Consider the following 13,205-nt stretch of genomic DNA (forward strand, 5'->3'; position numbering starts at 1 on the left):
GGTCAGCCCTGGCGCGCTTCTGCGATCTGGCGGTCGCGCTGCGATTCGATGAAGCGACGCTCGCGCTGGAACTCTTCCTCCTCCTGCTCGCGGGCCGCCGGGTCGGCGGCCTTCTGCAGGCGATCCCGGTGGAGAATCTCGAGCTCCGCCAGCTTGGCTTCGGCGCGCTGTCGAATCTCCGCCAGGCGGGCCCGCAGCTCTTCCGAGAGAGCACCTTCCCGCGGCGGCTCGATACCCGCCGACTGCATCCGTTCGAGGGCTAGCTCGTAGGCCGATTTCATTCCCTGGGCGCGCTCGTCATCGCTCATGTCCGAGATGCTAGCAGCGTTGGGTCAAAGTGATCGCCGGGGAGCGTCAATTTGGCCTTCGAGTAGCGCGGTAAGGCTTTTGTTGGTCGGTGGATCGGGGCTTTTGAGTCGGCATCGGATTTGCTGCGAAGGGGACCGGATTCAAAACTGCAGAGTTGCATGCCAGGAGGGACAGTCAAGCGATGATCGAAGCGATCGACTTACACCGGCAGTACGGTGATTTCCACGCCGTCCAGGGGGTGTCCTTCACCCTGGACGAGGGGGAGATCGTGGGCATTCTGGGGCCCAACGGCGCCGGCAAGACGACCACCATTCGAATGATCACCGGCTTTCTGCCGCCGACGGCTGGTCGCGTGACGGTGGCGGGACGGGATCTGTTCTCAGACCCGCGGCAGGCGCGCCGCGAGCTCGGTTACCTGCCGGAGAATGTAGCCCTCTATCCGGAAATGCGAGTCGAGGAGTACCTGAGCTACCGGGCTCGCCTCGAGGGCATGGAGAAGGGTGCCGCCAAGGCGGGCATCGGTGAGGCGATCGAGCGCTGCCTCCTCGAAGAGGTTCGAGGCCAGATCATCGGCACCCTGTCGAAGGGTTTCCGGCAGCGCGTCGGCCTGGCGGCGGCGATCCTCCACGGGCCGCGGGTGCTGGTCCTCGACGAGCCCACCGTCGGCCTCGATCCGGGCCAGATCATCGCCATCCGCGAGCTGATTCGCGAGCTCGGCAAGAGCCGCACGCTGCTGCTTTCGACCCACATCCTGCCGGAGGTCGAGCTGCTCTGCGACCGCGTGCTGATCATCGACCAGGGCAAGCTCGTCGCCCAGGGCACGCCGGACGAGCTACGCGGTGCCGAGAGTGCCGGACAGCGGCGCATTCGGATCGCGGTCGAGGGCGAGCCCGAGGGGGTGGAAGGAATGCTCACCTCGGTCGAAGGTGTCCATCGCGCCCGGGCCGCGGCAGACGGTTGGGTGGTGGAGGCGTCACGCGATTGCCGCGGCGACATCTTCCGCGCCGCCGTCGCCCATCAAATGGTCTTGCTCCATCTGGTCGAGGAGCAGACTTCCTTCGAAGACATCTTCGTTCGCTTGACCACCCAGGAAGAGGTGGCGGAGGAGGCTTCGAGCCTGGCGGTAGCGGACTCCTCCGAACCCGAGTCCGGGCCCGACGTCGAGCCCAAGTCCGAGGCCGATGTCGAGTCCGATTCCGAGGAGGTGCCGTCGTGAACGCCATCGTCGCCACCTTCCTGCGCGAGCTCAAGGCCTACTTCTTTTCGCCGCTGGCCTACGTCGTCCTGTTCTTCTTCCTGGTGGTCAACGGTGCCGTCTTCGCCCTCATCGTCAACTACCTCAACAATCCCCTGGCGGAGGCCGGCCGGCCCTTCGACATCTTCTTCGGCGGCAGCATTTTCTTCTGGCTGATTCTGCTTTTCGCCACGCCGGTGCTCACCATGCGCTTGATCGCCGAGGAGCGTAAATCGGGCTCGATCGAGGTGCTGATGACCGCTCCGGTGACCGAAGATCAGGTGGTGATCGGCAAGTATTTGGCGGCCTTCGCCTTCTACTGCTTCCTGTGGCTGCCGACGGTGCTCTACGCGGTGATCGTCGACCGCGCCAGCGACATCGATTGGGGCACCATCGCCAGCGGCTACCTCGGGATCGCCCTGATCGGTGGCTTCTTCCTCGCCCTCGGCGTGCTCGGCTCGGCGATGAGCCGCAACCAGATCGTCGCCGCCATCATCAGCTTCGCGCTCTCGCTGCTGGTTTTCGTCCTGGTGTTTCTGCCCGGGCTGGTCAACGACCCGGGCCTGCAGCAGCTCTTCTCCTATGTCAGCGTCGTCGAGCACATGGACGAGTTCGCCCGCGGCATCGTCGACACCCGGCGCCTGGTCTTCTACCTCAGCACCACCGTCTTCCTGCTCTACCTGGCGAGCCGGACCCTCGAAGAGAAGAAGTGGAGGTGATGGCGTGACGACTCGAGACTCCAAGGGCACGATCTTCAAGACCGGAATGCAGTCGGCGTCGCTGCTTCTGCTGGTGGCGCTGCTCGCCATCGTCAACTACTTCGGCTGGAAGTACCACCAGCGGTTCGACTGGACCGCCACCGAGATCTACAGCCTGTCGGACAAGACCAAGAACGTCCTCGCCAACCTCGAGCAGGACGTCGAGGCGGTGGTGTTCTTGAACCCCGTCGATCCCCTGTTCGACTCCGTCGAGGAGCTGTTGGCGCGCTACGAGGCGGCGAGCTCGCGCTTCTCCGTGCGCACCGTCGACGCGGCGCGGAATCCCCTCGAGGCGCAGACCCTGGCCGAGCGCTTCGACCTGCAGAGCGACGCCATCGTCTTGGTGCGCGGTGACGACCGCAAGATCGTGCTGCGCGACGACCTCGCCGAGTACGACTACTCCGGGGTGCAGATGGGGCGCACTGCCGAGATCTCCGCCTTCAAGGGCGAGCAGCGCTTCACCAGCGCCCTGATCGACCTCGAAGAGCAGGTCAGCCCGAAGGTCCTGTTCACCACCGGTCACGGCGAGATCGTCGGCGGCGAGATCGCCGGGGGCGGCCTGTCGGCCTTGCGCCGACTGCTCCAGGACGACAACTTCGAAATCGAGGAGTGGGCCTCGCTCGGGCAGGAGACCGTCCCGGAGGGTACCGATCTGCTGGTGATCGCCGGGCCGACCTCCGGCTTCATTCCGCCGGAAACGGCGATGTTCTCAAGCTATCTCGAGGCCGGCGGCCGCATTCTGCTGCTGCTCGATCCGGTCCTGTCGCCCACCGGCAGCGGTGAGCTGCTCGACATCGGCCTCGAAGAATGGCTCGCCGGTTGGAGCGTCGAGGTGGGGCGCAACGCGGTGGTCGATCCGGCGGCGGCGCTGCCCTTCTATGGCGCCGAGACTCTATTCGTCGCCGACTACGGCACCCACCCGCTGACCCGCTCGGTGCAGGACGGTGGTCTGGCGGTGCTGGTCAGCATGGCGCGCTCCGTGGGCGCCGGCGAGAGCCAGGAAGGGCTGCGGGTCACCCAGCTCCTCGAGACCTCCCGTGAAGGCTGGGGGGAGACCGACCTGCTCAACGTCGAGAAGGGTGCCGGCGACCTCGCCGGACCGGTGCCCTTGGGGGTGGTGGTCGAGATCGAGGCGGACGACAGCCCCGCCGACAGCGGGCTCGATGCCGGCGGTGAGGCGGTGACCGGTGATGGCGAGGGCGACGAGCTCGCGGCGGCTGCGGCGAGCGGTGGCCGGCTGGTGGTGTTCGGGGACTCGGACTTCGTCGGCGATGGCCTGCTGCAGGCGCGCGACGCCAACGTCGTGCTCCTCATCGACACCCTCAACTGGCTGGTCGAGCGCGAGACGCTGCTCGGAATTCCCCCCAAGGAGCCGGAGCGGGTGCGCCTTTCGATGACCGGCTCCCAGCTCGCCTGGACCAACGCCCTCGCCCTGCTGGTGCTGCCCGGGCTGGGCATCATCTTCGGGGTGCTGGTCTACCGGCGTCGGCGGAGGTAGGCCATGAAGCCGCGCAATCTGCTGATTCTGTTCCTGCTGGTCGCCGGCCTCGGGGCCTACATTTACTTCGTCGAGCGCGATCTGCCGTCGAGCGAGGAGCGCGCCACCCGCAGCAAGCAGCTCTTCGCCGGTCTCGAAAGCGACGATCTGGTCGGCGTAACCCTCGAGTCCGAAGGGCAGTCGGTTCGCCTGGAGCGCCAGGGTGAAGGGGACGACGCCGAATGGACCTTGACCGGGCCGGCTGAGATCGCACCGGCGCGGGCCGACGCTAGCGCTGTCGATAGCCTGGTCGATGCCCTGGGAGAGCTCGCCTGGAGCCGCCGGCTGGAAGACGGCGACCGCGCCGCCACCGGCCTCGATGCGCCGCGCGCCCGGGCCGTTCTGGCCTATGCCGACGGTGGCGAGAAGACCCTCGAGATCGGTGCCGAAGTGCCGGCGTCGACTCAAGTGCTCGCGGCGCTGGCGGGGGACGACACCCTGTACGTCATCCCGGGCACGGTCGTCGCCCAGCTCCAGCGGCCCGCCGGCAACTGGCGCGACCGGCAGCTCTTCCGCGGTGATCGGGACGACATCCACGGTCTCACCCTGACCTCTTCCGAAGGCTCCGAGGTGGCCCTGAGCCGTCGGGGCGAGCGCTTTTGGCTCGATCGGCCGGTCCAGGACCGCGCTGATCGCGAGCGTCTCGACAGCCTGCTCTCGGACCTCACCTTGCTCACCGTCGAGCGCTTCATCGACACGCCGGCGGCGAGCGCGGCGCCGCATGAGGAGGGTGGCGAGAATCCCCGAGGTCTGGAACCATCGCGCGGCAGCGTCGTTCTCACGGACGAGGCCGGCGATGAGCTGCTGCGATTGGCCATCGGTGCCGAGTCCGGTGGCAGCCGCGCTGCTTCCGGTAGCGATGGCCTCGCCGCGGACGGCACCATCAGTCACTACGCCCGCCTCGGCGAGCGCACCCTCGTCATCCGCAGCAGCCTGCCGTCGCTCCTGGGTGGGACTGCCGACAGCTGGCAAGACCACCATCTCACCGGCTGGCGCTCCTTCCAGATCGACCGTGCCACCTTCACCGACGCCGGTGGCGAAACCGTCCTCGAACGATCCGATACAGACTGGCTGCGCAATGGCGAACGCCTCTCCTACACCCCGGTGAGCGAGCTTCTGGCGGCCGTCACCGAGGCCCAGGCCGAGCGCGTGCTCGATAGCCCCGCCCCAACCGGCGAGCCGCGCCTCACCATTGCCTTCGCCGGCGAAGACGGCGAGCAGAGCCTCGCCCTCTATGGCGGGGGCGGTGCTCTCCAGGCCAGCGCCGGTGATCGCACCGTGGTCCTCGAGCTCGCCGAATCGGTCGCACAGGGCATCTTCGATCGCCTGGAAGAAGTGCGGGCAGCGGAGCCGGTGGTGGAAGAGGAAGAGACCAAGGACAGCGCTGGCTGAAGGAGGCAGCTCGAGCTCAGCGTCGAGTCTCGGAGACTGGGGCTTGTGGAAACGTTGGCAATCCTCAGGTTGAGATGAATGGCAAGGACTATTCCGGCATGAAGTGGGTTGACCTCGTCCAGGCTCTGGCCGATTGGATGGCGCGTTGGCGGGATGACGACGTGACGGAGCGGCTCGATCGAGTGTATGCAGAGGAGTCGTCGAGCCTCGATCTGGTGGTTGAGGAGCTGCAAGGATTCTCCGTAGGAAGGGACGATCACAGGCCGTGATCCTGCGACTGGCCCTAGCCTGACCTTCTCTTCTCCGTCTCTCGGCAGCTATCTGGCGCGGACCCTTTCAGGCTGCTGAAAAAGTCCGCTCTGCGACTTTTCCAGCGCTGCTAGACATTTTCTTCGAGAGGGGCTACGCGCCCCTGACTGCGCGTCCCGGGCTGAGCGCCCCTCACCGGCTCAAGAAGCGTGGTTCTTGGGCCTCCTCTCCCGTCGCGGCGGCTGCGCCACCGCTGGGCCGGGGGCGCCCAGCCCTTCCGGGCCCGGGAGCAGGTTGCCAATGAGTTTTTCAGCAACCTGCTATTCGGCTTCGGTTGGGGGTCGTGCGCCCTCGACGCGCTCTGCCAGCCGGCTCCGCGCCTCATTCCAGCGCAGGATGTTGGCTTCGAGACCGATGCAGTAGTAGCGCAGCTCGAAGCACTCGCCGAAGGCTTGGGCGCGTCGTGCGACGAGGTCTTCGAAGAGCTGGGTGGCCTCGGCGGATTGGCCGATGGCTTGGTGGGAGCGCGCCAGGCCCTCGATGGCCTGGAGATTTTCGGCCCGTTCGAGGGCGCCTCGGAAGCGGGCGATGGCTTCGAGGTGCCGGCCCTGGGCGGCGAGGACTTCCCCGGCGAGGGCTTCGATCAGGGCGAGGTGGGTGGGCGCGCCACCCTGGCTGAGCTCGCCGGCCCTGGCGAGGAGGTCGCGGGCGACTGCGAGCTCACCGCCGCGGGCCGCGAGGGTGCCGAGTACCACCATCATCGGCACCGGGGAGTTGCCGAGCTCGGCGATCTCGTCGGCATGCTGCAACACGGTCTGGGCGTTGGCCGTGATCTGGGCCCCATCGACCTCGCCGGCGAGATGCTGGACCTGGGCACGAGCCACCAGGCCGTGCATTTGGGAGTAGCTTCCCGGCCGCGGCGGCTGAACTTCTTCGAGAGCTTCAAGGGCTTCCGGGATGCGGCCTTGGTCGAGGTGGTAGAAGAACCAGCCCCAGGCGCGATCCTCGCCATGCCAGAGCTCGGGCCTCTCGAGCAGCTCCACCGCCTGGCTCTGGCGTTCGGCGGCGAGCTGGATGAGGACTTGGTAGCCGGTGAGGCCGCGACTGGGTGGGTCCGATTGGGGTCCCAACAGGGTGAGCGCTCGGTCGACATTTCCCAATCGAAGCTCGAAAAGGGCGGGCCGGAGGTTGAAGGCCGGGCCGAGACGACTGGCGGCGCGACCCATGGTGGCGGCGGCGAGCTCGGCGTTGCCGCCATAGGTTCCGTGAGTCAATCCGAGGTTGTACTCCCCGACGGCGTTCTCTGGAAAAAGCTTGGCCAGGAGATCCCAGAGCCGCACCGACTCGGCGTAGTCGAAGTCGACCATGGCGAGCCAGGCGCGGCCGTAGAGCTGCTCGAAGAGCGGCAGCCGGTCGGCCGAGGCGAGAGCGCGCTCGATCTCTGGGCGGCCCTCCGGTCGCTCCGCCGAGAGGTAGCCGAGGCCGAGGGCGATGCGGGCCATGGCGAAATCCGGGTCGATTTCGAGGGCGCTCTGGTAGTGGGTGGCCGCTTCCTCGAAGTGCCCTCGTCCCCAGACCTCCCGGCCCAGGGTGTAGGCCTCGAGGGCGGCGAGGTGGGGGGTGGTGACGCGCTCGAGCGGTGGTGATTGCTTGGTCGGACTCTCGCCGAGGTCGCGGCGAATCTGGCAGATCAGCTCGTCGAGGGTCGGCAGCAGCTCGGCCTCGCTGCTGGCACGGGCTTCGGTGGTTGCCAGGGTTTGGTCCGTCTGGGGGTCGACCACCACCGCACTCAGGCTGAACACGCCGCCGATGAGGGCCGACTGACCGAGGATCAGGTAGTCGGCACCTTCGCGGCGGCTGAGCTCGAGGCCGACCTGGCGATCGATGATGGTGTCCGTCGGGCGCTCCATGCGCGCCAGGGCGCCGCGCAGGCGGCTGTCGGGAATGACCCCGAGGTGGTGGGACTGCTCGAGGCCAATGCGGAAAACCGTGGCGAGAGAGTCGAGTCGGTCCTGCGCCGTGAGGTTTTCGAAGGCGGCGATGACGGCGAAGTCTGGCCCGGCCACGGGGATATCGAGCTCGACAACGGCGGGAAGGGTGCTCGCCGTGTCGGTCCAGTGGTTCTGAGCTTGCTCCGGTTGCCGGGCGGCGAGGCTGCCGAGGAGGACCAGGGCGAGGACACCGGCGAGACCGCCGAGCCATGCGATGCGCCGACGGTGGTCAGGGTTGGCGGCGGTGGGTGGGGCGAGATCGCCGGCCGAGGGAGTGGCCTGCGAGACCGGCGCGATCAGGCGGTAGCCGCGCCGATGCAGAGTCTCGATGTAGCGCGGCTGCTGCGGGTCATCGCCGAAGGCCTTGCGCAGGCCGGCAATGCAGCGCACCAGCGCCTTGTCCCCCACGACGGCGTCGGTCCAGACGTTGTCGAACAGCTCCTCTTTGGACACCAGGGCTCCGTCTCGCTGCGCCAGGTGGAGGAGGACCGCCATGTGCTTGGGCTCGAGTCGCACGGTGTGATCCCCGTGGCGCAGCTCTCCGCTGCTCGGGTCGACCGTCCACTCGCCGATGCGCAGGCTGGGAGGGGACTCTTCTGAGGCTCCGATCGGGTCTGCCATTTCGGCTGGATTATAGGGTTTCCCCATATTGACTCCCCTTGAATCGCAACTTCATCGCCAAAAAATCGCCATCCCATGGCGACTCCGAGATGGGTGCTTCCTATCGTCTCGCGTCAGGTACCCACACGAAGACGAGGCCGAGTGCCTGCACCGACAGCCGAGGGGCGGCCGGATCAACCCAGGCCGGAGGCCGAAGTTTCAACGCGGTGCCCGCTCCGATGGAGCGGGCCTCATCTCGGAGAGAGCTACATGTATCTACTTTCGGCCTTCCGTCTCAAGACGATTCTCCTCATCGTGATCGCCCTGACCGTGCTCGGGGTCTCGCAGGCTCAGGCGACGCAGCTCGTTCTACGCCAGGGCAGTGAGCGCGTCTACCCGGGGGACGAGATCGACTTCGGCGACATCGACCCCGGGGAGCAGCGGTCACTCAGTTTCAAGCTCAAGAACAACGGACCCGGAGACATGGTCCTGCCGGACTCGGTGCGCCTCGAAGGTTCCGAGTTCACCATTCCCAATACTCCCACCGTCGTCCCCCAGGGCCAATCCCGCTGGTTTGCGATCAAGACCACCGGCACCGGCCTCGGTATCGCGACCCGGACGGTGACCTTGCACTTCGAGGGCGGGCCCGCAGAGCCCTTCGAGTTTCGGGTTCGCCGAAAAGTGCGCAATCGGATCAAAGTCAAGCACCAGGGCCAGCAAATCGGCTACGACGAAGTGATCGACTTCGGCCGGATCGAGCCCGGCGAGCTGAAAGCGCTGTCCTTTGCGCTGCGCAATCGCGGCAGCGACACCATTCGACTTGGCAACGGCCTGACCCTCGCCGGCGGAGCCTTCGAGCTTCCTCAGAGTCCTCCCTCGGAGGTTCCGCCCGGCGAGGCGGGCTGGTTCGCGCTGCGCACCACCGGCAGCGGCTTCGGCCTCGCGACCGAGACTGTCACCATCGACTATGCGGACGACGCGGCGGTGCCCTTTCGATTCCGCATTCGGCGGGTCATCGGTCCTTTGGTCTTGCACAACGCGTGGCTCGAGGACGGCGCGCCCTTTGCCGGTGAGCTACCGGTGGATGCTCGCGACTGGCAGGTGATGGCTTGGAACGGGGCCACCTCGACGGAGGTGTTGCAGGGGTCGTTCCGCGAGATCGGCGGAACCCGGCTCTTGATCGACTCGCACTCCTTCACGGCCGCCGACGAGCGTGAGATGCACCTGCGCTGGCATCGGGTGATCGGTACCCTGACGGAGGCGCAAGGGGGCGCGAGCGTGGTCGCCGGTGTCCTGGCGGAGTGGCAGGTGGAGGGCGCCGGTTCGATCTGGTTCCTCGAATCGATCGAAACCCACCGAGATCTCGATCTGCTGATTGCAGAAACCGGCCGACTGTTCCAGGCGGCGGAGTCCCTGCCGAGCTTCCTGGCCGGTTCGATGGACGGCATGCTGGGCGGTCCGCAGAAAACTTCGGGCCTTCCGCCGGCATTTCTCGAGGACGGCTGTGATGATCCGACGGCGCTCGACTCCTGCGGCGCGACCTTCTGTGATCGATCGGCTCAGGTGGTCGAAGACTTCTTCTTTTTTCTCTCGCGCAACTGCGCCGTATCGATCGCCGGTGTGCTGGCTTCGTGTCCCTGCGCGCTCGCACCGGATCCCACCCTCTCGTGCATGGTTGGATGCTTTTCTTCGATCGACTCGACTCTGATGGGCTGCACGCCGATCTCACCAAGTGAGGCGATAGGTCAGCTCAACCAGATCAAGGACGAGGCCGAGTGTTGTTACTGCGACAACTTCCTGCAGTACAACAACCTCTGTGGAAGCTGCGAGGGTCAGCCGATTCGCGCTCAGGTCGAGGGGCTCAGCGCCGGCGAGACGGTCGACGTCACCGCGACCTGCCTCGGCGGCCCGGTACAACATCAGAACACGGTGACCTTCGATGGCTCGGCACCGGTCGAGATTCAGGAGATCGTGGTCTGTTCCGAAGGGTCCTCCTTCGAGGTGATGGCCAGCAAGGTCGAGACGCCGGGAATCGTCGATTCGAGGGACCGCGAATGCTCACCGACCAGCGGCTATCACCGCACCTTGACGCCGGGAGGCGAAGGCTTCACCGCCTCCTTCGAGTGCTCCTGCTCGAACGCCGTCAACTGTCCGCGAACCCGACTCACGGGAACCGTTTCAGGGCTCACCCCGGGCCAGCAGATCCGCGTCATCGCCAATGTCAGCAGCGAGACCTTCCCGGACTTTTTTGCATCGCGCACTCTCTCGACCAACGGCTCCTTCGCCTTCCATCCGAGCGTGCCGCGGGGCTCCGTGGTGACCTTCGTACAGGAGACCACCGGCGCCGACTGCACGGTGGAGGGAAAGAACCTGGGGACGCCCCTGGTCGGTCCGGCGGGGAGCTCGGTGGAGATTGCCGAGGTCGAGTGCAATGGGGTACCGGATCCCTGCCCGATGCGTGCCTCCGGACAGAGCATTGGCTTCACTGCCGCGTTCCGGCGTCTCCAGGGTGCGACCGGGACCGAAGACTTCGTCGCCAAGCTCGAGAGCTGCGAGGGCGAGCAGCTCGTCGAGGTCAGCGGCCCCGGCTCGTACACCTTTCCGGAACCGGTGTCACGTGGCGTGACCTACCGGGTCTCGGCGGTCGCATCGTCGGCCGGCACCATCTGCTCGGTGGCCAATGGCTCGGGCACGGTGAAAGATCAGGACATCGACGACATCGAGGTGTTTTGCCTGCTGCCGGGACGAGATGCCTGCCTGGTCTCGCCGCAGTTGTGCCGGGAGGAGCGTCCCGGGCCGACCTGTGAGCTGCAGGGCTTTCGCTTCGAGGAGGCAACGGTGTTCTCGACCGGCTCCGCCGGTGAAGTCATCGGAAGTCACACCACGATCTATCTGATCTACGAGGTCTATTGCTCCGTGGGTCGATCGCAGGGACCGTCCACGTATCACCAGGGTCCCATCGTCTACTTGAGAACCAACTTGCAGGATTCGGTGGCTGGCGACTTGGTGATCCGAGGCGTGGCCCGCGACGACCGGAACGGTATCGCCGGGGTCGAAACCTACATCGACGGCCAGCGGGTCCAGCTCGAGGGCTTTGCCACCCATCAGCCGGACGCCTGGACCTGCGCTGAGGTTCCGGGGGCGCGCTGCGATGGCGATAGTGCCTTCTCGGGGCGTCTCGATCCAGCGGACCTCGGCCTCGCTCCCGGCATGCACACGCTCCTGGTGCGAGCGATCAACGGCAACGGAACCCCCCTCGAAGGCATCGCCGAGATGACCTTCGAGGTGGCGAATCCGGTCGATGATGCGCAGATTCTCTCGCTGAGCTTCTCGGATCAGATCGGTTGCGGCGAAACCGCCACCGCCTCGCTCACCCTCGAGAACACCGGCACCACCACCTGGAGCCGGGACGAGGGCATTCAGCTCGGAGCGGTGGGCAACAGCGATCCTTTCACGGAGACCATCCGGCATCGCCTGCCGGCCGGGGTGACGGTCGCGCCGGGGGAGAGCCACACCTTCATCTGGCCGATCATGGCGCCGCCGATTGCCGGCACTTCCTTGAGCGACTGGCAGCTTCTGCGCTCCGGCGTCGCCTGGTTCGGTACGCGCCTGAACCGCAACGTGACGGTGAGCTGCAACCCGCCGGTGCTTCGGCTCGAAGGAGACGGCGGTGCGGTCATCCCGGATGGTGGCTCCGTCGACTTCGGCCCGGTGACGGTGGGCTCCGCTTCGACGAGCAAGACCTTCACCGTCTGCAACGACGGTCCGAGCCCCAGCACCTTGCTCCTCGACCAGGTGTCGATCAAGGGATTGGTCGCGGCCTTCTACCTCGACCAGGCCCCCAGTGCCACGGTCGCGGCCGGTTCCTGCACCGACCTGACGGTGCGCTTTGCGCCGGATCAGGTGGGGACGGCGGTCTCGTCGTTGGTGATCAAGGACTATGACTCCAATCTCCGCTCCCATGCGGTCACTCTCACCGGGACGGGGCTCTGATCTCGCGGCGGGCGGCGTTTCTCGGCGTCGACGGGACGGCTTGGAGAGAGCAGGAATGTCCCTCTCGCTGGCGCTGTTGATTTAAGAAAGGCGCCGACCTTCGTGGTCGGCGCTGTTTTCGTACCCCGATTTGGCGGCCGCAGGCCGCCATTCCCGATTCTTGGAGAGGGCTCGACGCGAGCCGCGGAGGAGATCCCAATGGTGGACGATAAGCAGAGTGTCGTCGAAGCTCTGGAACGCCTGTTGGCGGATACCTACACGCTCTACCTGAAAACCCACAGCTACCACTGGAACGTCACCGGTCCGATGTTCACCACCCTGCACACGCTGTTCGAGACGCAGTACTCGGAGCTCGCCGTGGCGGTCGACGAGATCGCCGAGCGAATCCGCGCCCTGGGGCATCCGGCGCCCGGCAGCTACTCGCAGTTCAAGGCCTTGGCGACGGTCGAGGAAGATGCCAGCGTGCCCTCCGCCATCGCGATGATCGAACACCTCGCCGCCGACGCCAAGACCATCGTCGCCGCAGCTCGCGCCCTGGTGCGGGCCGCGGAAGCGGTCGGCGACGACGCCAGCGGTGACCTCGGAGTGCGACGCATCGACGTCCACGAGAAGGCCGCCTGGATGCTGCGCAGCCATCTCGAGTAGGCGCCCTTCGCCGCCTAACCGCCGGCGGCGGCGCGGGCTCGCCGGGTCGCGATGAAGGATCGCACGCAGAGCACCACGAAGATCACCGACAGCAGCAGGGTCAGAATCTGGGAGAGGAGCGCCGCCGGGCGCTCCGCGGTGCCGTTGAACAGGCTGGGGAGCTGGGGCAGGGCGCGCAGCGTGCCGAGGGCCCCGAGCAGGCCGACCATGGCGGCACCGTGCATGGCGTGCTTGAGGAAGCGCTCGTTGCGGCCGATGAAGCCGCAAAGGGCGGCGAGGGCGCCAAGAAAGGCGGGGATCAAGGCGGTCACGCTGGCCTGGCCGGTGGCGAAATATCCGACGACACCGATGATGATCAGGATCAGGCCATAGGCGATCGTGGTCACGGGCATATTGGACGTCATGACGATTTCCTCGGATGGGTTGGGCGTATCGGGTCGCCAGCCAAGGCCGACGGGCCGGTCCTGGCCTGGCGGAGAAGGTCGTGGCGGAGATCG

General features: G+C 66.6%; 9 protein-coding genes. 6 read left to right on the forward strand and 3 right to left on the reverse strand.

Annotation, left to right across the window (positions count from 1 at the left end):
• Nucleotides 1-2: 2 nt before the first annotated feature.
• Complete coding sequence (locus AAF604_05830; protein ID MEM7049156.1) at nucleotides 3-308, reverse strand: hypothetical protein; 306 nt, start codon at nucleotides 306-308, stop codon at nucleotides 3-5.
• A 182-nt stretch (nucleotides 309-490) separates the two neighbouring features.
• On the opposite strand from AAF604_05830, the gene AAF604_05835 reads away from it, so the two are divergent.
• From AAF604_05835 to AAF604_05850, 4 genes are read left to right on the forward strand one after another with little or no spacing between them, the layout of a single operon-like run.
• Nucleotides 491-1,525, forward strand: coding sequence for an ABC transporter ATP-binding protein (locus AAF604_05835; GenBank protein MEM7049157.1), 1,035 nt, complete (start codon nucleotides 491-493; stop codon nucleotides 1,523-1,525).
• Nucleotides 1,522-2,262 (forward strand): ABC transporter permease subunit, encoded by a 741-nt coding sequence (locus AAF604_05840; protein MEM7049158.1) that lies wholly within the window; start codon nucleotides 1,522-1,524, stop codon nucleotides 2,260-2,262. The genes AAF604_05835 and AAF604_05840 overlap by 4 nt, the downstream gene beginning before the upstream one ends.
• Before the next feature lie 4 nt (nucleotides 2,263-2,266).
• Nucleotides 2,267-3,799 carry a GldG family protein gene (locus tag AAF604_05845; GenBank protein MEM7049159.1) on the forward strand — a complete coding sequence of 511 codons (1,533 nt, stop codon included), beginning with the start codon at nucleotides 2,267-2,269 and terminating at the stop codon, nucleotides 3,797-3,799.
• Nucleotides 3,800-3,802: 3 nt separating this feature from the next.
• Nucleotides 3,803-5,230 carry a DUF4340 domain-containing protein gene (locus tag AAF604_05850; protein MEM7049160.1) on the forward strand — a complete coding sequence of 476 codons (1,428 nt, stop codon included), beginning with the start codon at nucleotides 3,803-3,805 and terminating at the stop codon, nucleotides 5,228-5,230.
• A 569-nt stretch (nucleotides 5,231-5,799) separates the two neighbouring features.
• On the opposite strand, the gene AAF604_05855 is transcribed toward AAF604_05850, so the two are convergent.
• Nucleotides 5,800-8,091 carry a winged helix-turn-helix domain-containing protein gene (locus AAF604_05855; protein MEM7049161.1) on the reverse strand — a complete coding sequence of 764 codons (2,292 nt, stop codon included), beginning with the start codon at nucleotides 8,089-8,091 and terminating at the stop codon, nucleotides 5,800-5,802.
• A 249-nt stretch (nucleotides 8,092-8,340) separates the two neighbouring features.
• On the opposite strand from AAF604_05855, the gene AAF604_05860 reads away from it, so the two are divergent.
• Together AAF604_05860 and AAF604_05865 are read left to right on the forward strand one after the other, a co-directional pair.
• Entirely contained in the window at nucleotides 8,341-12,063 is a 3,723-nt protein-coding gene (locus AAF604_05860) for a choice-of-anchor D domain-containing protein (protein MEM7049162.1), read from the forward strand.
• Nucleotides 12,064-12,261: 198 nt separating this feature from the next.
• Nucleotides 12,262-12,708, forward strand: coding sequence for a Dps family protein (locus AAF604_05865; GenBank protein ID MEM7049163.1), 447 nt, complete (start codon nucleotides 12,262-12,264; stop codon nucleotides 12,706-12,708).
• Nucleotides 12,709-12,722: 14 nt separating this feature from the next.
• Here the strand turns inward: AAF604_05865 and AAF604_05870 are convergent, their stop codons facing one another.
• Nucleotides 12,723-13,112, reverse strand: coding sequence for a hypothetical protein (locus AAF604_05870; GenBank protein MEM7049164.1), 390 nt, complete (start codon nucleotides 13,110-13,112; stop codon nucleotides 12,723-12,725).
• Nucleotides 13,113-13,205: the final 93 nt, after the last annotated feature.

The sequence above is a fragment of the Acidobacteriota bacterium genome, assembly GCA_039028635.1.
GTDB lineage: Bacteria > Acidobacteriota > Thermoanaerobaculia > Multivoradales > JBCCEF01 > JBCCEF01.

Excerpts from the sequence above, each read along its gene's own strand:
- AAF604_05850 (MEM7049160.1), top strand. The coding sequence starts at position 3,803 with ATGAAGCCGCGCAATCTGCTGATTCTGTTCCTGCTGGTCGCCGGCCTC.
- AAF604_05855 (MEM7049161.1), bottom strand. The coding sequence starts at position 8,091 with ATGGCAGACCCGATCGGAGCCTCAGAAGAGTCCCCTCCCAGCCTGCGC.
- AAF604_05865 (MEM7049163.1), top strand. The coding sequence starts at position 12,262 with ATGGTGGACGATAAGCAGAGTGTCGTCGAAGCTCTGGAACGCCTGTTG.
- AAF604_05870 (MEM7049164.1), bottom strand. The coding sequence starts at position 13,112 with ATGACGTCCAATATGCCCGTGACCACGATCGCCTATGGCCTGATCCTG.
- AAF604_05860 (MEM7049162.1), top strand. The coding sequence starts at position 8,341 with ATGTATCTACTTTCGGCCTTCCGTCTCAAGACGATTCTCCTCATCGTG.
- AAF604_05830 (MEM7049156.1), bottom strand. The coding sequence starts at position 308 with ATGAGCGATGACGAGCGCGCCCAGGGAATGAAATCGGCCTACGAGCTA.
- AAF604_05835 (MEM7049157.1), top strand. The coding sequence starts at position 491 with ATGATCGAAGCGATCGACTTACACCGGCAGTACGGTGATTTCCACGCC.